2 protein-coding genes are annotated in these 25,861 nt (G+C 40.7%); both read left to right on the forward strand.

All coding sequences use genetic code 11. From position 1 onward, the window contains the following. Window positions 1-139: 139 nt before the first annotated feature. The gene (locus JBW_RS23725) at window positions 140-10,618 is read left to right on the forward strand and encodes a non-ribosomal peptide synthetase (RefSeq protein ID WP_052697324.1); all 10,479 of its coding nucleotides are present in this window, start codon (window positions 140-142) and stop codon (window positions 10,616-10,618) included. Next, window positions 10,615-25,851 carry a non-ribosomal peptide synthetase gene (locus JBW_RS24565; RefSeq protein ID WP_045820597.1) on the forward strand — a complete coding sequence of 5,079 codons (15,237 nt, stop codon included), beginning with the start codon at window positions 10,615-10,617 and terminating at the stop codon, window positions 25,849-25,851. Before JBW_RS23725 ends, JBW_RS24565 begins: the two co-directional genes overlap by 4 nt. Window positions 25,852-25,861: the final 10 nt, after the last annotated feature.

The following is a 25,861-nucleotide window of genomic DNA, read 5'->3' on the forward strand; positions in this document are numbered from 1 at the left end:
TTGTTAATGGTGGCACTTGTTAAGTTTTTATTTTTCAACAGAAATAAAATTGTAGGAATATAATGAATGACCAAAGTTTGATGTACTTGAATCATTTAGGACTTGGTCTCCAAAAGAGTACTGATATCGGGAGGGAAATATGAGAGATTTTTTACAATATATTTTGTGTGAAGTAAAAAGTAAGAGATTATCAAAAATAGATGGGATAAATTTGATTCGTCAATTTCAAACTCAAATTAGTTCTAATAAGCCCGACTTTCTTCATCCTTTCCTACATGAGAATACATCTGACTTTTCGGAACAGCGATTCAGTTCGACCTTTACAGGTCAAGAGTTTTTTTTAGCGGATCATGTAGTAAAAGGACAACGAATTTTGCCTGGAGTGGCCTATCTTGAGATGGTCAGAGCGGCGGTAGAACAGGCAGTCAGAGGTATAAAAGAAGGTGAACTCAGGATTCGACTTAAAGATGTGGTTTGGTCTCGACCGATTGCAGTTGGAGAACATCCTTTAGATGTGCATATTGGACTATATCCGGAAGAGAATGGAGAGATTACTTATAAGATCTATCGTAAGGCTATAACAGATGATGTAGAGGCTGTAGTACACAGTCAAGGTGCAATAATACTAACTCCAATTACAGAGGTTCCAGTAGTTGATCTCAAGAGTATTCAGTCTGAATGCAGCCAACGTAGTTTGAGTTCCAGCCAATGTTACGAGGCTTTTAAGGCAATGGGACTTGATTATGGTCCGGGGCATCAAGGAATTGAGAAGGTATATATAGGGCAAGGCCAAGTACTGGCAAAACTGTCATTGCCTTACTCAATTGTCCATACGCAAGATCAATTTGTCCTGCATCCTAGTTTGATGGATGCAGCCCTGCAGGCGTCAATTGGTTTAATTGGCGTAGATACTTTCAAGCTAGCATTACCCTTTACGCTACAGGAACTTGAGATTTTTTATAGATGCACGCCCAATATGTGGGCATTCATTAGATATAGTAATGACAGCAACGCAGAAGATAAAGTACAAAAATTTGATATCGATGTATGTGATGCAAATGGGAGAGTCTGTGTTCGGATGAAGGGCTTTATCGCACGAATTATAGAATGGGAAGTAAATCCGGGAAGATTCAGTGAAAATTTAGGGACTTTACTTCTCGAGGCTATATATATAGAACGGGGTGTAGTTCAAGGCGCTATAGAGCCTGACTATACTCAACATCTGGTATTACTTTGTGAACTAGGTGGAGTTTCTCGGAAAAGCATTGAAAGTCAAATGAATGGGGTACAATGTCTCATATTGCAAGCTGAGCAAGAGGCAATCGGAGAACGGTTTCAAATCTATGCAGTCCAAGTATTTGAGCAAATTCAACGGATTCTTAAAGACAAATCAAATAGCAAGGTGCTAATTCAGATTGTGGTTTTAGGTCAAGGGGAACAGCAAGTTTTTAATGGGTTCTCTGGAATGTTAAAAACCGCTCAGCTTGAGAATCCTAAAATCAGTGGGCAAGTGATTGAAATGGAATCAAATGAAGATAGTGAACAAATAGTGAAAAAGTTGAAGGAAAATAGTTGTAGCCCAATAGACAATCAGATTCGATATAAGGATGGGAAAAGATGGACAATTGGCTGGAATGAAATAGAGGACTTGCAAGAAATAGTGAAAACCCCCTGGAGAAGTCTGGGGGTCTATTTAATTACGGGCGGAGCGGGTGGATTAGGATTTATTTTTGCACAAGAAATAGTGAGAAATGTAAAGAATATAACTCTAATTTTAACAGGACGATCTCCGCTTAATGAGAAAAAACAAGCCCAAATTAAAGAACTAGAAGAATTAGGTGCCCAGGTGAAATACAGGCAGGTCGATGTGACTGACAAGAAAGCAGTTACTGGCTTGATCCAAAGTATTGAGGCGGATCATGGAAATCTTAATGGCATCATCCATAGTGCAGGAATAGTTCGAGATAATTTTATTATCAAAAAGTCCAAGGAGGAGCTGCGAGAGGTACTAGATCCTAAGGTAAGTGGACTTGTAAATTTAGATGAAGCAAGTAAGGACGTGGGACTTGATTTTTTTATTCTTTTTTCGTCCATGGCAGGGAGTATAGGCAATCCAGGGCAGGTTGACTACGCCACTGGTAATGCCTTTATGGACGCTTATGCGAAGTACCGCAATGTATTGGTGGCTGAAAAAAAACGGCAAGGACAAACTTTATCTATTAACTGGCCTCTGTGGAAAGATGGTGGAATGCATGTGGATGTAGAAATTGAAAAGTTAATGTTGAAAAATATGGGCATTATTCCTATGCAGACTTCAACTGGTATTCTGGCTTTGTATCAATCTCTTACTTATGGCAAGGAACATGTAATGGTGATGGAAGGCAATAAGAAACGGATGATGGAAAGAATACTTTCTATTACGAGTAGTCCTGCCGTTGTTCAACTTGAAAAGGAGTATGGAATATCTAATTTGCAAGTAAATTCAGGACTGCTTCGAGAAAAAACTTTGCATCAATTAAAAGTATTATTTGGAGAAATCACTAAGTTAGGTATAGAAAGGATTGATCCCGATGAGCCCTGGGAACGATATGGGATTGATTCAGTTATCATGATTCAGATTATTCAGAAACTTGTTGACGTCTTTAAAAACTTAACAAAAACTTTATTGTTCGAGTATCAGACTTTAGCAGATTTAGCAGATTATCTTCTTGCAGACTATCGGCAGGAATGTATTCAATGGACTAAGCTCGGAGAGAAAGGGCAAGTAGTAGTGGAAGCATCTTTGGACGCGAAGGGGGCAGCACCGACTCCAGTAAAGGCAAGAGGTAAGTGGATACAAAATCAGCAAAAGGATAAAAACGTTAAGGAGTTAAAACAGCAAGACGACATTGCAATTGTGGGAATAAGCGGGAAATTTCCAATGGCCGAAGATGTACATGATTTTTGGAAAAATCTTGTAGAAGGCAAGGATTGTATTACGGAAATTCCTAAAGAGCGTTGGGATTGGCAAGAGTATTATGGAGATTCTGTGAAAGAAGCCAATAAAACAAATATCAAATGGGGCGGCTTTATTAACGGAGTAGATGAGTTTGATCCCTTATTTTTTGGAATTTCCCCTAAAGAAGCCGAACTGATGGATCCGCAACAACGTTTGTTACTGACCTCTGTATGGCACGCGCTTGAAGATGCGGGAAATACTCCAAGGGAAATGTCAAAGAGTCCTACCGGCGTCTTTGTTGCTGCGGGATCTAGCGAGTATACAGATGCTGTAGCTATTTTTCAGAATAATAGTTTATCTTTGACATCGACAGCTCCCGCACTGCTTCCCACGCGCATTTCTTATGCGTTAAATTTACACGGTCCCAGTGAATATTATGACACGGCTTGTTCTTCGACGCTTGTGGCTTTGCACCGTGCAGTACAAGCCATCCATAGTGGTGAATGTGAACAGGCCATTGTGGGTGCTGTTAATTTACTTCTTTCACCCCGGGGATTTATTGGTTCCGACTTAATGGGGTATCTCAGTCCTGAAGGAAAAGCGAAGCCGTTCCAGGCAGGTGCTAACGGATACGTGCGAAGTGAGGGGGTTGGTGTGATTATAATCAAACCTTTGCAAAAAGCTGTCAGTGATCAGGATAAAATATATGCAGTGGTTAAAGGTACAGGTGTATCCCATGGCGGTAAAGGAATGTCATTAACCGCTCCCAATGCAAATGGGATGAAAGCTGCCATGATCCAGGCATATCAGGCAGCAAAGATTGATCCGCGAACAGTATCCTATATTGAAGCACACGGCATTGCGTCTCTCTTAGGCGATGGTATTGAAATAAATGCACTGAAAGCTGGATACCAGGAGCTTGCAGCATCACAGCCGCAGAATGTAGAAGTAAATACCCCTTGTTATATTAGTAGCTTGAAATCAAGTATTGGTCATGGAGAAGTTGCCTCTGGGATGACCGCATTGATAAAGACGATTTTAGCAATGCACCATAAGCTGATTCCAGGAATTCCACAATTTACGACTCTATCGGAGTACATTTCATTAGAAGAAAGTCCATTTAAAATTTCCGCAGAGAATCATGAATGGGAATTATTGAAAGATATTTATGGTAATAGTATGCCCCGGCGTGCCAGCATTAATAGTTATGGATTTAGTGGGGTCAATGCGCATGTGGTTTTGGAGGAACATACGCCTCTAAAAGAAGAAAGGATTCCTATTCAAGGGACAACCTCACCACAGATCCTGGTTTTTTCAGCTAAAAACCCGGAACAATTGCAGGCTCTTGTCCGACAGATGCTTGACTTTGTAGAATTTCAAAAGGAAATATCCTTGTCGAACATGGCGTATACACTCCAAGTAGGGCGCGAAGCAATGGCATTTCGTGTAGTAATGGTTGTGTGCGATACAGAAGAGTTAATTCGAAGTCTGAAGGATTATCTAGAATCAAGTAATAAAAGGGCTGAAATAGAATCTTCTCTTCCTATATATACAGGAGAAGTGGAAGAAAGTCATATGCTGATTAGACGATTATTTTCCGGTGAAATAGGGGACAATATTTTTCAATTATTTTTTGCAGAAAATAATATGGAAAAAGTAGCTATTTATTGGACGCAAGGAGGTGTGATTCCCTGGGAATTACTCCACGAAGGAGAAAACGTACAAAAGATATCCTTGCCCACCTATCCATTTGCTAAGGAACAATATTGGATTGCCTCCAATAAGTTACAATACAGTCCAAAAGTTTTAAACCAGCAATTCACAGACCAGACCCAGAAAATAATTAACCCTAAGAACTCGATACAGGAGAATATTCAAGATTATATCGTGCAATTCTTATCTCGGGAACTAAATTATGGACAAAATCAAATCAAGCCAAATAAAAACATCCAGGACTATGGCATTGATTCAATCATGGGCATGAAACTTATGAGAGGTTTTGAGAAACAATTTAATATTCATGTCTCCGGACGAGAAATGCTAACATATGGAACGATTAAATCTTTATCAGATCATCTTGCTAGAAAAATTGAAGAATTAAATAAACAAGAGATCAATGTAAAAAATGAATTGGAAACCAATTCCAAAATCAGTAAGCACCTGAACAACCTAGGCGAAGCCCAGAGTCCACTTTCTGAAGGGCAAAAAGGTTTATGGATGTTGCAAAAAGTGTCACCTGAGACGAGCTCGTATAATATTCCTCTATGCTTTCGAGTTTTTGAAAAAGTGAACATTGATAAATTCAAGCAAGCGTGTCATTTTATTTTGGAAGAACATCCAATTCTAACCAGTGTAATTGAAGAAGACAGCGATGGAGTTCCCTATCAAACCATCGAATCATCCCGTCCTCTAACGTTTCAACAAGAGGATATTTCAAATCTTAAATGTTCAGAGATACTTTCATATTTAAGGGAAAAAGCGAAAGAACCATTTTGTTTGGAAAATGGTTCTTTAATGCGTGTTCATCTTTTGTTCCGATCCGAAGCAGAGTACATTGTACTTATTACCATTCATCATATTGTCTTTGATGGAGCTTCAAGCGTACTTCTCATGACAACCCTGTTAAATGCATATCAAGAACTTGCTAAAGATAGGAATCCAATCCCCAATTCTTCACTAGCTAGCTACTATGATTTTATTGAATGGGAACATAAAATGTTAATAAGTAAAGAAGGAGAAGAGCATCGGTCCTACTGGAGACAACAGCTATCAGGGAATTTGCCAATTCTCGAAATTCCAGCCGATCGACCACGGTTTTCTTCTAGAAGTGATATAGGGGAAACTTATACAAACTTGCTTACACCAGAATTAAGTAAGAAGATAAAGTCCTTTGCTCAATCCCAGCATCTAAATTCGTCGATAGTTTTTTTAGGAATTTTTAAACTATTACTGCATCGCTATACAGGTCAAGAAGATATTATAGTGGGTATGCCAACCATGGGCCGGATACAAGAAGGCTTTGACTCGCTAATAGGCTATTTTGTTAATATGATTCCCATGCGTAGTCAAGTGGAAGGGACAAAGTCCTTTTCGAAATTCATCAGGGAATTGCAGGTAACTGTAGTAGATGGGCTGGATCATGCATATCCTTTTCCATCATTGGTTCGAGATTTAAATATCCCTCGCACATCATTAAACGCACCTATTTTTCAAGTAGCCTTTCTATATCAAAACTTCTTGCACCCTACAGGTTTAAAAGAATGGCAGAGTAAGCTGCCCATAGAATTTGTTGAAGGGATTCATCAGGAGGGAGAATATGAGTTTGGATTAGAGGTTTATGAACAGGAAGAGAGATTTGTTCTAACTATAAAATATAACTCCGATTTATTTGATCTTTCGACAATTACCCGTATGATGGGGCACTATGCAAAATTAACAGAGGAGATTATTGATGATCCGAGTGTAGCCTTGGAGGAGTACTCTTTACTATCAAAGGAAGAAGAAATTACACTTACGGATTGGAATGAGACCCATGCAGACTATCCTAGTGATAAATGTTTCCATGAATTATTTGAAAAGCAGGCTCAAAAAACACCCAATACGATTGCTGTTGTTTATGAGGAAGGATGCCTTACATACAAGGAATTGGATGAAAGAAGTAGTCAGATGGCAATTTACCTGCAGAAACTAGGGGTGTTCCCTGATTGCTTGGTCGGGATTTGTGTGGAACGGTCATTGGAGATGATCGTGGGGCTATTAGCGATTCTTAAAGCAGGAGGGGCATATGTACCATTGGATCCCCATTATCCCAAAGAGCGATTAGAGTATATGCTTCAAGACAGTAAAGCGTCATTTCTTTTAACTCAATCCAAATTGCTGGGAAAGATATCTCCATTAATTGAAGGTAATATAAAAACCATTGTTTTAGATAAAGATCGGCATGAGATAGAACAAGAGGTAAAAGTAGAGGATACACTTAAACGAGAAGTACAATCAAACCATTTGGCATATGTGATTTATACGTCTGGTAGTACAGGAAAACCTAAGGGCGTGATGATCCCTCATAGAGCATTAACAAACTTTCTTATTTCAATGGGAGACAGACCGGGCATACATTCACAAGACAGACTACTTGCTGTGACAACCTACTGTTTTGATATTGCCGGGTTAGAGTTCTATTTGCCATTGATTAACGGTGCTCAATGCTATATTTGCAGTTCGGAAAAAGCAAAAGATGTTGAGAAATTAAAACGGGAAATACAAAGAAACAAACCAACAATAATGCAAGCCACTCCGGTCACATGGACAATGCTTTTTCATGCTGGTTGGAAAAATGAAGAAAGAGTTAAAATTCTCTGTGGCGGAGAGGCGCTTCCGGAAAGACTAAAGCAATATTTTATTGACACGAATAGTGATGCATGGAACATGTTTGGTCCAACGGAAACAACGATTTGGTCGACGGTTCAACACATTAAGAAAGAGGAGTCTATCACGATTGGCAAACCGATAGCAAATACAAAAATTTATATTCTTGATAATAATGGTAAGTCCACTCCTATCGGTATCCCAGGTGAACTTTGTATAGCAGGTGATGGTTTAGCTAGAGGTTATTTAAATAAGCCTGTGCTCACAGCAGAAAAATTCATTCCGAATCCTTTTAATCTGGTAACACAGCTCTATAAAACAGGCGATTTAGCCAGGTGGCTTGCCGATGGCAATATTGAGTTTTTAGGGCGCAACGATCAACAGGTTAAGATTCGTGGATTTCGTATTGAATTGGGGGAAATTGAGAGCCAACTTAAAAACCATCCTGAGATCCAAGAAAGTGTCGTGATAGTGAATGAGCAGGAGGGGATAAAGCAACTTATTGCATATTATGTACGAACAAATCCAGGAAGAGATAAAGCTTCTCTTAGCCTCCCCAAATTACGTGAATATTTAAAATCAAACTTACCTGATTATATGATTCCAGTATTGTTTGTCGAAGTTGACTCCATTCCTTTAACGCCTAATGGGAAAATAGATCGAAAGGATTTGATGAATCGTAAAATCGTATTAACAGGAACAAAAAAAACATTCTCCCCTCCATCAGAAATTGAAGAAAAGATTTTAGAAATCTGGAAAGCTGTTCTTCATAATGATAACATAAATATCGAAGATGGTTTTTTTGAGGTGGGAGGAGATTCACTTTTAGCAGTTGCCGTTGCAGAAAGAATCAAGAAAAAGCTGAAATGCGATTTTAATGTGACAACATTGTTTGAATATACCAACATTAAAAGTATTAGTAAATATATTGCGGAAAATAAAGATGCAATTGCCGTCTCTTATGAAGAAGGATGTGCTAGACATTTCAAACAGCAAGACGCCATTGCAATAGTGGGAATAAGCGGGAAATTTCCAATGGCTGAAGATGTACATGAATTATGGAAAAACCTTGTGGAAGGCAAGGATTGTATTACGGAAATTCCTAAAGAGCGTTGGGATTGGCAAAAGTATTATGGCGATTCTACAAAAGAAGTTAATAAAACAAAAATCAAATGGGGCGGATTTATAAATGGCGTAGAGTATTTTGATCCTTTATTTTTCGGAATTTCCCCTAAGGAAGCTGAAATGATGGATCCACGGCAACGCTTGTTAATGACTTACGTATGGCATGCTATTGAGGATACTGGCATTACGCCGAAAGAAATATCAAAGGGTTCTACCGGCGTTTTTGTTGCTGCCGGTCCTAGCGAGTATACAGATGCTATTGATGTCAAGAATAGTAGTTTTTTCTTGACATCAATAGCTCCAACAGTGCTTCCTGCGCGTATTTCTCATGCATTAAACTTACATGGTCCCAGCGAATATTATGACACGGCTTGTTCTTCCACACTAGTAGCCTTACATCGTGCAGTGCAAGCCATCCATAGTGGAGAATGTGAGCAGGCCATTGTGGGTGCCGTTAATTTACTTATTTCTCCCAAGGCGTTTATTTATCTTGATTTAATGGGGTATCTTAGTCCAGAAGGAAAAGGAAAGCCATTTCAGACAGGTGCTAATGGATATGTTCGAAGTGAGGGAGTTGGTGTGATTATCATAAAACCTTTGCAAAAAGCTATCAACGATCAGGATAAAATATATGCAGTGGTTAAAGGTACAGGTGTGTCCCATGGTGGTAAAGGAATGTCATTAACTGCTCCCAATGCAAATGGGATGAAAGCTGCCATGGTCCAGGCATATCAGGCAGCAAAGATTGATCCGCGAACAGTATCCTATATTGAAGCACACGGCATTGCGTCTCCCTTAGGCGATGGTATTGAAATAAATGCACTGAAAGCTGGATACCAGGAGCTGGCAGCATCACAGCCGCAGAATGTAGAAGTAAATACCCCTTGTTATATTAGTAGCTTGAAATCAAGTATTGGTCATGGAGAAGTTGCCTCTGGGATGACCGCATTGATAAAGACGATTTTAGCAATGCACCATAAGCTGATTCCAGGAATTCCACAATTTACGACTCTATCGGAGTACATTTCATTAGAAGAAAGTCCATTTAAAATTTCCGCAGAGAATCATGAATGGGAATCATTGAAAGATATTTATGGTAATTGTTTGCCCCGGCGTGCCAGCATTAATAGTTATGGATTTAGTGGGGTCAATGCGCATGTGATTTTAGAAGAATATACGCATTGGCAAGAAGAAGTAATTCCTATTCAAGAGATAACTTCACCTCAAATCGTGGTCTTCTCGGCTAAAAATCCAGAACAACTCGAGACCCTCGTTCAGCAGATGCTTGACTTTATAGAATTTCAAAAAGAGATATCCTTGTTGAATATAGCATATACACTCCAAGTAGGACGTGAAGCAATGTCATGCCGCGTAGCAATGGTTGTACGCGACAGAGAAGAGCTAATTCGAGGCTTGAAGGATTATCTGAATTTGAGTGAAAAAGGTGCTGAGATAGAGTGTTCCCTGCCCATTTTCACAGGAGATGTGAAAGAAAGCCATTTGGTAATTAGCAGACTCTTTTCCGGTGAAATAGGAGAGAATGTTATGCAATTATTTCTGGCAGAAAATAATCTGGATAACATTGCTATTTATTGGACGCAGGGAGGTGTGATCCCCTGGAAGTTACTCCACGAAGGAGAAAAAGTGAAAAAGATATCCTTGCCCACCTATCCATTTGCTAAGGAACAATATTGGATTGCTTCCAATAAGTTACAATACAACCCAAAAGTTTTAAACCAGCAATTAAAAGACCAACCCCAGGAAAGTCTAATTAACCCTGAGAATTCGATACAGGAGAATATCCAGGATTATATCGTGCAATTCTTATCTCAGGAACTAAATTATGGACAAGAGCTAATCAAGTTAAATCAAAATATCCAAGACTATGGTGTTGACTCAATCATAGGCTTGAAACTTATGCGAAGTTTGGAGAAACAATTCAATATCCAGATTTCAGGAAGAGAAATGTTGATGTATGGAACGATTAAATCCTTATCAGATCATCTTTCTGAGAAATTGACAGAATTAGGTGAACAAGAGATAACTGTAAACAATCAATTGGAAGCAAAAGATCAAAAAAAGAATGAATGCATAGAAGGCCAAGGAATGGAAGCGTTGGAGAAATTCAGGCAAGGGGTCTTAACGTTGGAGGAAATTGAGAATTTAATAGACAAAGGAGAAATAATATGAGGCGTAAAGAAATTCTTACTGCATTTAAAAAAGGGGAGTTAACGGCAATTGAAGTAAAAGAAAAACTTTACAAGCTTAAGAAGCAGCCCTTCCAGAATCCACTTTCTGAAGGGCAAAAAGGTTTATGGATGTTGCAAAAAGTGTTACCTGAGATGAGCTCGTATAATATTCCTCTATGCTTTCGAGTTTTTGAAAAAGTGAACATTGATAAATTCAAGAAAGCGTGTCATTTTGTTTTGGAAGAACATCCGATTCTAACCAGTGTAATTGAAGAAGACAGCGATGGAGTTCCCTATCAAACCATCGAATCATCCCGTCCTCTAACGTTTCAACAAGAGGATATTTCAAATCTTAAATGTTCAGAGATACTTTCATATTTAAGGGAAAAAGCGAAAGAACCATTTTGTTTGGAAAATGGTTCTTTAATGCGTGTTCATCTTTTGTTCCGATCCGAAGCAGAGTACATTGTACTTATTACCATTCATCATATTGTCTTTGATGGAGCTTCAAGCGTACTTCTCATGACAACCCTGTTAAATGCATATCAAGAACTTGCTAAAGATAGGAATCCAATCCCCAATTCTTCACTAGCTAGCTACTATGATTTTATTGAATGGGAACATAAAATGTTAATAAGTAAAGAAGGAGAAGAGCATCGGTCCTACTGGAGACAACAGCTATCAGGGAATTTGCCAATTCTCGAAATTCCAGCCGATCGACCACGGTTTTCTTCTAGAAGTGATATAGGGGAAACTTATACAAACTTGCTTACACCAGAATTAAGTAAGAAGATAAAGTCCTTTGCTCAATCCCAGCATCTAAATTCGTCGATAGTTTTTTTAGGAATTTTTAAACTATTACTGCATCGCTATACAGGTCAAGAAGATATTATAGTGGGTATGCCAACCATGGGCCGGATACAAGAAGGCTTTGACTCGCTAATAGGCTATTTTGTTAATATGATTCCCATGCGTAGTCAAGTGGAAGGGACAAAGTCCTTTTCGAAATTCATCAGGGAATTGCAGGTAACTGTAGTAGATGGGCTGGATCATGCATATCCTTTTCCATCATTGGTTCGAGATTTAAATATCCCTCGCACATCATTAAACGCACCTATTTTTCAAGTAGCCTTTCTATATCAAAACTTCTTGCACCCTACAGGTTTAAAAGAATGGCAGAGTAAGCTGCCCATAGAATTTGTTGAAGGGATTCATCAGGAGGGAGAATATGAGTTTGGATTAGAGGTTTATGAACAGGAAGAGAGATTTGTTCTAACTATAAAATATAACTCCGATTTATTTGATCTTTCGACAATTACCCGTATGATGGGGCACTATGCAAAATTAACAGAGGAGATTATTGATGATCCGAGTGTAGCCTTGGAGGAGTACTCTTTACTATCAAAGGAAGAAGAAATTACACTTACGGATTGGAATGAGACCCATGCAGACTATCCTAGTGATAAATGTTTCCATGAATTATTTGAAAAGCAGGCTCAAAAAACACCCAATACGATTGCTGTTGTTTATGAGGAAGGATGCCTTACATACAAGGAATTGGATGAAAGAAGTAGTCAGATGGCAATTTACCTGCAGAAACTAGGGGTGTTCCCTGATTGCTTGGTCGGGATTTGTGTGGAACGGTCATTGGAGATGATCGTGGGGCTATTAGCGATTCTTAAAGCAGGAGGGGCATATGTACCATTGGATCCCCATTATCCCAAAGAGCGATTAGAGTATATGCTTCAAGACAGTAAAGCGTCATTTCTTTTAACTCAATCCAAATTGCTGGGAAAGATATCTCCATTAATTGAAGGTAATATAAAAACCATTGTTTTAGATAAAGATCGGCATGAGATAGAACAAGAGGTAAAAGTAGAGGATACACTTAAACGAGAAGTACAATCAAACCATTTGGCATATGTGATTTATACGTCTGGTAGTACAGGAAAACCTAAGGGCGTGATGATCCCTCATAGAGCATTAACAAACTTTCTTATTTCAATGGGAGACAGACCGGGCATACATTCACAAGACAGACTACTTGCTGTGACAACCTACTGTTTTGATATTGCCGGGTTAGAGTTCTATTTGCCATTGATTAACGGTGCTCAATGCTATATTTGCAGTTCGGAAAAAGCAAAAGATGTTGAGAAATTAAAACGGGAAATACAAAGAAACAAACCAACAATAATGCAAGCCACTCCGGTCACATGGACAATGCTTTTTCATGCTGGTTGGAAAAATGAAGAAAGAGTTAAAATTCTCTGTGGCGGAGAGGCGCTTCCGGAAAGACTAAAGCAATATTTTATTGACACGAATAGTGATGCATGGAACATGTTTGGTCCAACGGAAACAACGATTTGGTCGACGGTTCAACACATTAAGAAAGAGGAGTCTATCACGATTGGCAAACCGATAGCAAATACAAAAATTTATATTCTTGATAATAATGGTAAGTCCACTCCTATCGGTATCCCAGGTGAACTTTGTATAGCAGGTGATGGTTTAGCTAGAGGTTATTTAAATAAGCCTGTGCTCACAGCAGAAAAATTCATTCCGAATCCTTTTAATCTGGTAACACAGCTCTATAAAACAGGCGATTTAGCCAGGTGGCTTGCCGATGGCAATATTGAGTTTTTAGGGCGCAACGATCAACAGGTTAAGATTCGTGGATTTCGTATTGAATTGGGGGAAATTGAGAGCCAACTTAAAAACCATCCTGAGATCCAAGAAAGTGTCGTGATAGTGAATGAGCAGGAGGGGATAAAGCAACTTATTGCATATTATGTACGAACAAATCCAGGAAGAGATAAAGCTTCTCTTAGCCTCCCCAAATTACGTGAATATTTAAAATCAAACTTACCTGATTATATGATTCCAGTATTGTTTGTCGAAGTTGACTCCATTCCTTTAACGCCTAATGGGAAAATAGATCGAAAGGATTTGATGAATCGTAAAATCGTATTAACAGGAACAAAAAAAACATTCTCCCCTCCATCAGAAATTGAAGAAAAGATTTTAGAAATCTGGAAAGCTGTTCTTCATAATGATAACATAAATATCGAAGATGGTTTTTTTGAGGTGGGAGGAGATTCACTTTTAGCAGTTGCCGTTGCAGAAAGAATCAAGAAAAAGCTGAAATGCGATTTTAATGTGACAACATTGTTTGAATATACCAACATTAAAAGTATTAGTAAATATATTGCGGAAAATAAAGATACAATTGCCGTCTCTTATGATAGGGAAAATAGAAATTCAGGAAATGATAATTTGGATAACAGTGAAATAGGTCATAACAAAAAAAATCGAAAGTCATCTTATCCTGAATATTACCAAGATAGTTTAGCGATCATAGGGATATCGTGCCATTTCCCAGGAGCTAAAGATCACTTTGAATTCTGGCATAATTTACGAGAAGGTAAAGAAAGTGTCAAGTTTTTTTCTCAAGGAGAACTTAGGAACTTAAATATACCGGAAGAAATTATTCAAGACCCGAACTATATTCCTGTTCAGTCAACTATAGAAGGTAAAGATTTGTTTGACCCTGCTTTCTTTAATATTTCTCCTAAAGATGCAGCAGCTATGGATCCCCAGTTTAGACTCTTATTACTTCATTCATGGAAGGCCATAGAGGATGCCGGCTATATTCCAAGGAAAATTCCTGAAACTAGTGTATTTATGACAGCCAGTAGCAGTATTTATCAAGCATTATTGCTTAATTCCAAATCGGAAGAAAATAACATTTTGATGAACTCTGACGAATATGTATCCTGGATTTTGGCTCAAGGAGGAACAATCCCTACAATGATATCCTACAAACTAGGATTAAAAGGACCTAGTTTCTTTGTACAATCAAATTGTTCTTCTTCTTTAGTAGCATTATATTCAGCTTACCAAAGCCTGCGATCAGATGAAGCAAAGTATGCTTTAGTAGGTGGTGCAAATATATTCCCTTCATCAAACTTAGGATATGTTTATCAACCTGGATTAAATTTTTCAAGTGATGGACATATTAAAGCGTTTGATGCTTCAGCAGACGGAATGTTAAGCGGTGAAGGGGCTGCAGTTATTGTACTTAAAAAAGCTGTAGATGCTATAGAAGATGGAGACCATATTTATGCCCTCCTTAGAGGAATAGGTTTAAATAATGATGGTTCAGATAAAGTAGGCTTTTATGCTCCAAGTATCAAAGGACAAGCTGAGGTAATTCGGAAAGTGTTAAATTCAACCCAAATTAATCCTGATTCAATTAGCTATATGGAAGCTCACGGAACCGGAACAAAATTAGGAGACCCTATTGAACATACCGCGCTGAGTGATATTTATAAACAATACACCACAAAAAAACAGTTTTGTGGAATTGGATCTGTAAAAACCAATATAGGGCACTTAGATGCAGCTGCAGGATTAGCAGGGTGCATTAAAGTCGCATTAAGCTTATACCACAATGAAATACCACCAACAATTAACTTTAAGAAACCAAACCCCAATATTGATTTTACTGACTCTCCATTTTATGTTGTTAATAAAATCAAGAAATTAGAGAAAAATTCATCTCCATATAGAGCTGCACTGAGTTCGTTTGGGATCGGAGGAACAAATACTCATGCAATCTTTGAACAGTATACAAGTGTTGAGAAACCAGAATATTTAAATCGACAATTATACAATGATAATATATTCTATATGCTCCCTATATCTGCTAAAAATAATGATCGTCTTAAAGACTATGCACAAAACCTTCTTAGTTTTTTAAAAGAACCTCGAAATCATAATGACGATAAATTTGTTGAAGCTGCCGCCTATCACGATATTAATTTAGCCGATCTAGCCTATACCTTCCAAGTAGGACGAGAAGAGATGGAAAACAGATTAATCTTTGTTTTCAACAATAAAAATGAACTAATTCAAAAGTTGGAAGAGTTTATTGATGGAAGAGAAAATATTGATGGTTGTTTTAGAGGAGAAGTAAAACAAGCAAAAGATTCTATCCAATTATTTAAAAAAGATGATGAATTTGAAGAGCTAATTCACAAATGGATTACAAAAGGAAAAGTAAGAAAAATTGCAGAGTTATGGAGTAAGGGACTTTGTATAGATTGGGAATTGCTGTATCTAGATGCCAAACCACATCGCATCAGTGTAACTACGTATCCCTTTGCTAAGGAGCGATTTTGGATTTCGAAGATCAAGGCTGAGTCAATTAGCGGAATCTCAGCTAATACTCCAGCCATGATGGGGTGCCTTCATCCTTTACTACACCAAAATACATCGAATTTATCTGAGCAGCGATTCAGTTCTACCTTTACAGGTCAGGAACTTTTTTGGGCAAATCATGTCGTTAAGGGGCAGAGGGTCTTACCTGAGGTAGCCTATCTTGAGATGGTACGAGCAGCTGTGGAGCAGGCGACAAAAAACTTAGAAGAAGTTAAAACTGGAATTCGACTAAAAAACGTGATTTGGGATCGGCCTATTGTTTTAGGGGATAAACCGGTTCAGCTACATATCGGACTCTTCCCAGAAGATAAAGGAGAGATTGCCTATGAAATATATAGCCAGTCTGAAGAAAGCAGTGGAGAAATTGTAGTATATAATCAAGGGAGTGCTGCGTTATTCAGTTCGACTAAGGACGCGGAGACGTTAGATGTTAAGGCATTGCAGGTTAAGTGCAAGCAAAATGTTTTATCATCGACGCAATGTTATGAGGCATATAGAAAGATGGGGATTAGCTATGGTGCCGAATATCAGGGTATTGAAAAAATATATGTAGGATTGGGTCAAGTATTGGCAAAGCTAAAGTTACCATCCTCAGTAGCAGCTACGCAAGATCAATTTGTACTGCATCCTAGTTTAGTGGATTCAGCGGTGCAGGCATCGTTAGGTTTGATGATGAGTTCTGATAATCTTAATTTTGTTCGGCCCCTTACTCTGAAAGAAATTGAGATTCTGGGCAATTGCACGTTCACCATGTGGGCTCTGCTTCGATTCAGCGATGGTAGCAAAGCAGTGAATAAAACACCGAAATTTGATATCGATTTATGTGATGATCAAGGTAAAATTTGTGTTCGGGTAAAGGAAATGGAATTGCACGAGAATACAGAGAAAGTGATTACGGCTTCTTTAGAACCAAGACCACAAAACGTAATGACTCCTAAGATACAAGAGGACTTTGAGATGATGACGTTTGAAGAAATCTTGCAAGAGGAAGCCTTATCAAAACGTGCACCAGTCCAAATTAAAACTATAGTTTGTTTTTTATCGAACCTTCGAAATCAACAAGCGATTGTGGAAGCAATACGGACATTAGAGCAACAAACTAATGTGCTTTTTATTTCACAAGGTACAACCTATCAAAAACATTCCCAAGAAGCATATACTATTTCCAGAAGTGATAAAAAAACATACGAGCAGGCTTTTCAAAGCATTCGTGAAGAATATGGTGAAGTTGACGCTGTTCTCTATTTATGGCCGCTTGAGGATTCAATTTATATTCAGGATTATTCCGTCATTGTATATATGTTGCAGAGTATAGCCGCCGTGAAATTGAAAGCCAAACAAGTTTTATTAGGCGCTCAATTTGAGAATGGACTGGAGCGTTGTTACCTAGATTCTTGGATTGGTTTTGAACGCTCCTTAAGACTTGTTCTGCCCAATACGCAAGTGGCTGTGATGTATCAGGAGAGTGGAGGGCAAAAGCAGGAAAGTTTCATAAAGGATTGGATGAAAAAAATCTGGTCAGAACTGCAAACAAAGAAACTCCAAAGTGTTTGCTACCAAAAAGGAAAACGGCATGTATATCAGATTAAGGCAACAACCTTGCAAATGGGCAACTGTCTATTGCAAACAGGAGGTACCTATCTCATAACAGGAGGCTGCGGTGGACTTGGGTTCTTGTTTGCCAAACATTTTGCAAAAACCAAGCCTGTGAATCTGATACTAACGGGAAGATCCCCAATGGATGAAAAGAAACAAAATAAGATCAAAGAAATAGAAGAGTTAGGCAGTCAGGTATTATACCTACAAGCGGACACTTGCAATGTAAGTAACATGAAAGCCGTTTTGATCCAGGCAAAAGAAAAATTTGGGAAGATCGATGGAGTCCTACATGCTGCAGGACTGGCTGACAGTCAAAGCATCTTTGAAAAAGACATGGAAGATTTTAAAAAGATAGTAGAACCCAAAATCAAAGGCACTCTTGTGCTTGATGAAGTGCTTCAGACAGAGGCACTTCATTTTATATGCTATTTTTCTTCATCTTCAGCGATTTTAGGCGATTTTGGCTCTTGTGATTATGCCATCGGTAACCGCTTCCAAACGGCCTACGCTTTTTATCGGAATGTAGAGCAGCGGCAAGGCAAGACCCTTGTGATTAACTGGCCTCTATGGAGGGATGGAGGGATGGGGGTTGGTGAGGAAGAGAATAGTAAAATGTATTTGAAATCCAGCAGTCAACGTTACTTAGAAGCCGAAGAAGGGGTCTTGCTATTTGATCAATTACTAGCTCAAACCAATACACAGCATTTAATCTTGGTTGGAAATCGCAGCAAGGTTTACCGATTTTTAGAGCTGACGCAAGACCAATCTTCTATGCCACCTACGATTAGCTTAACCTCTTCAGGCAAAGGAAGACGTATGGAAATGAAGGGATTGAGCTTTGAACAGTGCTTGGAATGGGATTTGAAGGAGCATATCAGCCAATTACTCAAAATTTCTCGAGATAAATTAGACAGAGAAGACAACTTAGCGGATTTTGGCTTCGATTCCATTAGCTTAGCTCAATTTGCAAACCTGTTAACTAATCATTATGGAATAGAAATTACCCCTGCTTTATTTTTCGGGCACTCTACGATTGAAAAATTGATTCAATACTTTTTTGCGGGATATCAAGAAACCATGCAGCTTTTTTATCAAGAAAGTACGGTATTGCCAGAGGCAGCGCAAGAAGTTTTGGCTGTTACGCTTACATCCAGGCGACAGGAATTTAAAAAAATTAGAATTGCCATGGAAAATACTCCGCAAAGTATGCAAGAGCCCATTGCGATCATTGGAATGAGCGGTCGCTTTCCTCAGGCTAGCACCATAGATGAAATGTGGAAGATCCTTGCTGATGGAAAAGACGTAATTCAAGACTTTCCGGCAGACCGCTTCTCAGGAAAAGGGAAAAGTCCATATCAATACGGTGCCATTCCGGGAGTCAGTGAATTTGATCCGCTGTTCTTTGAGATATCTCCCCGGGAAGCCGAAAGCATGGACCCCAGACAGCGGCTGCTGCTGCAGGAATCCTGGAAGGCCTTAGAAGATGCAGGCTATGGAAGCTCTCAGATCCAAAAGAGTAAAATCGGTATGTTTGTGGGAGTGGAAGAAGGGGATTATCGCTTGCTGCTCAAAGAAAAGAGCAGTATTACGTCCAATCATAATGCCGTTTTATCTGCCCGCTTAGCCTATTTCCTAAACCTAAGCGGACCGAATATGGCAATTAATACGGCTTGCTCCTCCGGCTTAGTGGCAGTACATCAAGCCTGCCAAAGCATCCGCCAGCAAGAATGCGACACCGCCCTGGCGGCCGGCGTGAATCTGCTGCTGACACCGCAGATGTTTCAAGGGATGAGTGAAGCGGGTATGCTGTCAGAGGACGGGAAGTGCTTTGCCTTTGATAAAAGAGCCAATGGAATGGTCCCAGCGGAAGCGGTTGCGGTAGTGGTACTAAAACGCCTATCCCAGGCAAAGGCAGATAAAGATCCGATCTATGCCGTAATCAAAGGAAGTGGCATTAACTATGACGGAAAAACCAATGGAATCACCGCTCCCAGTGGTGCTTCTCAAACGAAGCTTCTAAAATCGGTGTATGATCAGTACCAGATAAACCCCGAAGACCTTGAATATATTGTAACTCATGGGACGGGGACGAAATTAGGAGATCCCATTGAAGTCAATGCTCTGTATGATGCATTTAAAGACTATACGAAAAAGCAGGGCTACTGCGCCTTGACGTCTACCAAGACCAACTTTGGGCATGCGCTGGCGGCTTCCGGTCTGGTGAGCTTAATTAGCCTGGTTCAGGCATTTCGTCATGAAACCATACCAGCCAGCCTCCACTTTCAAAAAGAGAATGAATACATTCAATGGTCGGGAAGTCCGTTCTATGTAAATAAAGAAAGCAAAGCTTGGCCTGAAAAGGAAGAAAAGAGGAGAATGGGTGGAGTAAGTGCCTTTGGAATGAGCGGTACGAATGTGCATATGGTACTGGAAAGCTATCCGGAGAACAGGATGGAAATGAAGAAAACCTCCCCCTGCTATCTGCTGGCCTTTTCTGCCAAAACCCAAGAGAGCTTGCAGGAAAAATGCAAAGAAATGATCGTCTGCTTAGAAAAGGAAAAGGCAAAGAGTTTAGGGGAGATTAGCTTTACCTTGCTGGAAGGACGTCAGCACTTTGCCCATCGCTGCGCAGTGGTAGTGCAGGACAAAGAAGATGGGATCTATGTACTGCAGCAGATGGGGAGCAAAGAAAAACTCCCCAATCTGTTTAAGGGGATAGTAGCCCGGGACTTTACAGGACAGAAAGCGATAGAGGAATATGGTCAAGAGCTGTTAGCGCAAAGCTTCTCCCAGGCAGATACGAATCGCTATAAAGAGATACTGCACGCCTTGGCAGATCTCTACTGCCAGGGATATGACCTTGCATGGCGGCAGCTATATGGTGAAGAAAAACCTAACCGTCTTCATCTGCCCGGCTATCCCTTTGCGAAAGAAAGCTATTGGGTGCCGGAGGTGGAAAGCTCACTCAATAACAGGACCAAATTAGAAAGTGTAACAGTTATTCACCCCTTACTACATCAAAATACATCGGATTTTTCAGAACAACGTTTCAGTTCCAGTTTTACGGGTGAGGAGTTTTTCTTGAAAGATCATATAGTGAAGGGGCAGCGTATACTGCCTGGGGTGGCGCATCTGGAAATGGCCTGGGCTGCAGCCCAGCAGACAGCAGGAGCATTAATGGAAGAAAAAACAGGGATGCGGTTGAAAGACATAATTTGGGCACAGCCGATAGTAGTGGGAGAAGAGGCAGCTCAAGTACACATAGGACTTTTCCCAAAAGAAAATGGAGAAATATCCTATGAAATTTACAGTCAAATGAAAGACAATGTAAAAGAGGCTGTTATACACAATCAGGGGAGTATTGCGCTGGTAAATTATATGGAAGAAAGGAAAGTTTTAGATCTTAAGGCATTGCAGGCTGAATGCAGCCAAGGTATTTTATCAGCTGCTCAATGTTATAAAAGACTTAAAGCAGCAGGAATGGAATATGATACGAGATACCAGGGAATCGAAAGTGTGTATCTGGGAGTGGATCAGGTTCTGACTAAGTTAGTGATCCCTTCTTCTATCTTGGATACGCAGGAACAATTTAATTTGCATCCATGTTTACTAGATTCGGCCATGCAGGTAATCGGTCTGCAGATGACTGTCGAACATTGCAGACCTGCTGCTATCATTGCTTTAGAAGAACTTGCAATAATTGGTCAATGTATTTCAGCGCCTTGGGTTCGAATTTGCAGGGATAGAAAGTCGGAAAGATTTGATATGGATTTCTGTGATGATCAAGGAACGGTTTACATGCAAATGAAAGGGCTGGAAATACAGGTGTATACAGAAGAGATGAATATGATACCTTCTGAAAAAAATTCCCAATATCCTAAAATTCACAATAGCCAGTATCCGGTTGCTCAAGGAAGACGAGCAGAAATGAAGGGATTTACCCTGGAGCAATGTATTGATTGGGATTTAAAGGAGCAAGTCAGTCAGCTGCTTAAGATCCCCCGAGATAAATTAGATCGGGAAGAAAACCTGGCAGAATTTGGTTTTGATTCCATAAGCTTATCCGAATTTGCAGGAATCATAACAAATCATTACAGCATTGAATTTACTCCTGCTCTATTTTTTGGATACTCAACGTTAAAAAATTTAACACAATACTTTTTAACAGAGTATCAGGATGTCATGCAATTGCATTATCGAGAAGCTGTTATGGAAGAGGGCAGACAAGTCGTTCAGGCAGTGCCGGCAGTTACCTTAATCTCCAAACGTCAGACATCTATACAATCCAGATTTATAACGAAACCAGCTTCTCAGGAGATACAGGAGCAAGAGCCCATTGCCATCATCGGAATGAGCGGCCGCTTTCCAGAGGCCAGAACCATAGATGAAATGTGGCAGATTCTTGCCGCAGGCAAAGACGTAATCCAGGACTTTCCGGCAGACCGCTTCTCAGGAAAAGGGAAAAGTCCATATCAATACGGTGCCATTCCGGGAGTCAGTGAATTTGATCCGCTGTTCTTTGAGATATCTCCCCGGGAAGCCGAAAGCATGGACCCCAGACAGCGGCTGCTGCTGCAGGAATCCTGGAAGGCCTTAGAAGATGCAGGCTATGGAAGCTCTCAGATCCAAAAGAGTAAAATCGGTATGTTTGTGGGAGTGGAAGAAGGGGATTATCGCTTGCTGCTCAAAGAAAAGAGCAGTATTACGTCCAATCATAATGCCGTTTTATCTGCCCGCTTAGCCTATTTCCTAAACCTAAGCGGACCGAATATGGCAATTAATACGGCTTGCTCCTCCGGCTTAGTGGCAGTACATCAAGCCTGCCAAAGCATCCGCCAGCAAGAATGCGACACCGCCCTGGCGGCCGGCGTGAATCTGCTGCTGACACCGCAGATGTTTCAAGGGATGAGTGAAGCGGGTATGCTGTCAGAGGACGGGAAGTGCTTTGCCTTTGATAAAAGAGCCAATGGAATGGTCCCAGCGGAAGCGGTTGCGGTAGTGGTACTAAAACGCCTATCCCAGGCAAAGGCAGATAAAGATCCGATCTATGCCGTAATCAAAGGAAGTGGCATTAACTATGACGGAAAAACCAATGGAATCACCGCTCCCAGTGGTGCTTCCCAAACGAAGCTTCTAAAATCGGTGTATGATCAGTACCAGATAAACCCCGAAGACCTTGAATATATTGTAACTCATGGGACGGGGACGAAATTAGGAGATCCCATTGAAGTCAATGCTCTGTATGATGCATTTAAAGACTATACGAAAAAGCAGGGCTACTGCGCCTTGACGTCTACCAAGACCAACTTTGGGCATGCGCTGGCGGCTTCCGGTCTGGTGAGCTTAATTAGCCTGGTTCAGGCATTTCGTCATGAAACCATACCAGCCAGCCTCCACTTTCAAAAAGAGAATGAATACATTCAATGGTCGGGAAGTCCGTTCTATGTAAATAAAGAAAGCAAAGCTTGGCCCGAAAAGGAAGAAAAGAGGAGAATGGGTGGAGTAAGTGCCTTTGGAATGAGCGGTACGAATGTGCATATGGTACTGGAAAGCTATCCGGAGAACAGGATGGAAATGAAGAAAACCTCCCCCTGCTATCTGCTGGCCTTTTCTGCCAAAACCCAAGAGAGCTTGCAGGAAAAATGCAAAGAAATGATCGTCTGCTTAGAAAAGGAAAAGGCAAAGAGTTTAGGGGAGATTAGCTTTACCTTGCTGGAAGGACGTCAGCACTTTGCCCATCGCTGCGCAGTGGTAGTGCAGGACAAAGAAGATGGGATCTATGTACTGCAGCAGATGGGGAGCAAAGAAAAACTCCCCAATCTGTTTAAGGGGATAGTAGCCCGGGACTTTACAGGACAGAAAGCGATAGAGGAATATGGTCAAGAGCTGTTAGCGCAAAGCTTCTCCCAGGCAGATACGAATCGCTATAAAGAGATACTGCACGCCTTGGCAGATCTCTACTGCCAGGGATATGACCTTGCATGGCGGCAGCTATATGGTGAAGAAAAACCTAACCGTCTTCATCTGCCCGGCTATCCCTTTGCGAAAGAAAGCTATTGGGTGCCGGAGGTGGAAAGCTCACTCAATAACAGGACCAAATTAGAAAGTGTAACAGTTATTCACCCCTTGCTACATCAAAATACATCGGATTTTTCAGAACAACGTTTCAGTTCCAGTTTTACGGGTGAGGAGTTTTTCTTGAAAGATCATATAGTGAAGGGGCAGCGTATACTGCCTGGTGTAGCGTATCTGGAAATGGCCCGGGCTGCAGTCCAGCAGGCAGCAGGAAGAAGCGGGAAAGAAAACATTGGGATACAGATAAAAAATGTAGTTTGGAGCCGTCCAATAGGGGTAGGAGAAGAGGCAGTTCAGGTACATATAGGACTTTTCCCGGAAGAGAATGGAGAGATTGCCTATGAAATCTACAGCCATTTGGATGAAAGTCTTGAAGAAGCAGTGGTGCACAGCCAGGGAAATATCCTATTGCGTCCGGCATGTGAAGTTAAGTCTCTGCCGATAGAACAGATACGGAAGCAGTGCAGTCGTGAAATTTTGAGTTCCAGCCAATGCTATGAGCAACTGAGAACGATGGGACTGGAATACGGACCAGGGCATCAGGGAATTGAGACATTGTACATTGGGGATAATCAGGTTCTGGCAAAACTGCTGCTGCCTGCCTTTCTGTTGGATACTCAGGATTCGTTTATCCTGCATCCCAGTATGATGGACTCTGCCCTGCAGGCATCCATGGGTCTGATGATTGGCTCCGGCAGTCTTAAACCCGCGCTGCCCTTTGCCCTGCAGGAACTGGAAGTAATGGCAGCCTGCACCCCCAGTATGTGGGCAGTAGTACGGTACAGCCCGGGCAGCAAAGGGGAAGATAAGGTACAGAAGCTGGATATTGCTCTATGTAATGAAGAAGGAACCCTTTGTGTACGCATGAAGGGCTTTTCTGCAAGAATTCTGGAAGGAGAAATCGATTCAGGGGCAAATATTGACATGTTGCTGTATCAGCATGGGTGGAAGGAAAAATGCATTGATCAAACAGCGACAGTCTCACACATTGACCAGCACATGGTAATCCTATGCGAACCGGATCAAGGGATACAAGATAGTACGGCAATGAACATGAATGGAGTACGTTGTATTGCTTTGCAAAGGAAAGGGGGAAATATCGCGGTACGGTTTCAAGGGTATGCATATGAAATTTTGGAAGAGATTCGAGCCATTCTCAAAGAGAAGACAAATAGCAAGGCTTTAATCCAGATTGTAATTTTCTCCAATGAACAGATGCCGTTCTTTGGATTCTCTGGATTATTAAAGACGGCTCATTTGGAAAACGCAAGACTGATTGGACAAATTATTGAGGTAGAACCTGAGGATAGTGCTCAAAGCATCAGGGAAAAGCTGATAGAGAATAGTCATCAGCTCTTCGACAGTCATATTCGCTACCAGGATGGCAAACGATGGGTTACTGAGTGGAAGGAAATCGAAGATACGCAAGATACTGTGAAGATTCCCTGGAAAGACCAGGGAGTTTATTTAATTACAGGAGGATCAGGAGGGCTGGGACTTATTTTTGCTCAGGATATTGCCCGGCAAGCAAAATCAGCCACCATAATCCTTACAGGCCGATCTGCCTTCACCCAAGAAATGCAAACGAAGTGGCAAGGAATTGTGACATTGGGGGCACGGGTGGAATATCGACAGGCAGATGTAACAGATCAGCAGGTCGTGAGTCGTTTAGTTGAGAAGATTCAAGAAGAATTTGGCGGTTTGCATGGTATTTTGCATTGTGCCGGCGTAATACGCGATAATTTTATTTTGAAGAAGACACAGGAAGAAATGCGGGAAGTTTTGTCACCCAAGGTGCTGGGGCTGGTGAATCTGGATCAGGCTACAAAAGATATGAAGCTAGATTTCTTTATCTTGTTTTCCTCCATAGCCGGCAGTCTGGGGAACGCAGGCCAGGCTGATTATGCTGCTGCCAATGCCTTTATGGATGCTTATGCCGAATATCGCAATGATTTGGCTGCCCGGCAGCAGAGGCAGGGGAAAACGCTCTCCATGAACTGGCCGTTGTGGCAAGAGGGCGGAATGGGGGTTGATGAAATAACGGAAAAAATAATGATGCAGAATATGGGGATGATTGCACTGCAGACAGCAAATGGTATCCAGGCACTATATCAAAGTATAGGCGCAGGGGAAAATCAGGTAATGGTCATGGTGGGGAAAGCAGATCAGTTCAGGATGGCTCTGGAACAAAATCATCCTGATGAAAGGGGTGAACACAGCAGTGTATATGCTGCTGCAGGCGACAAAATCATAAATCAAGACTTATATCAAAAGCTTTTCGATGAAATAGCAGCCGGAGTGTTATCAGAAGAAGAATTTAGTACATTAATGAAGGTGTGAAGAGGGGGAG

It is taken from the genome of Pelosinus fermentans JBW45 (assembly GCF_000271665.2).
In the GTDB taxonomy this organism is placed as follows: Bacteria; Bacillota; Negativicutes; order DSM-13327; family DSM-13327; genus Pelosinus; species Pelosinus baikalensis.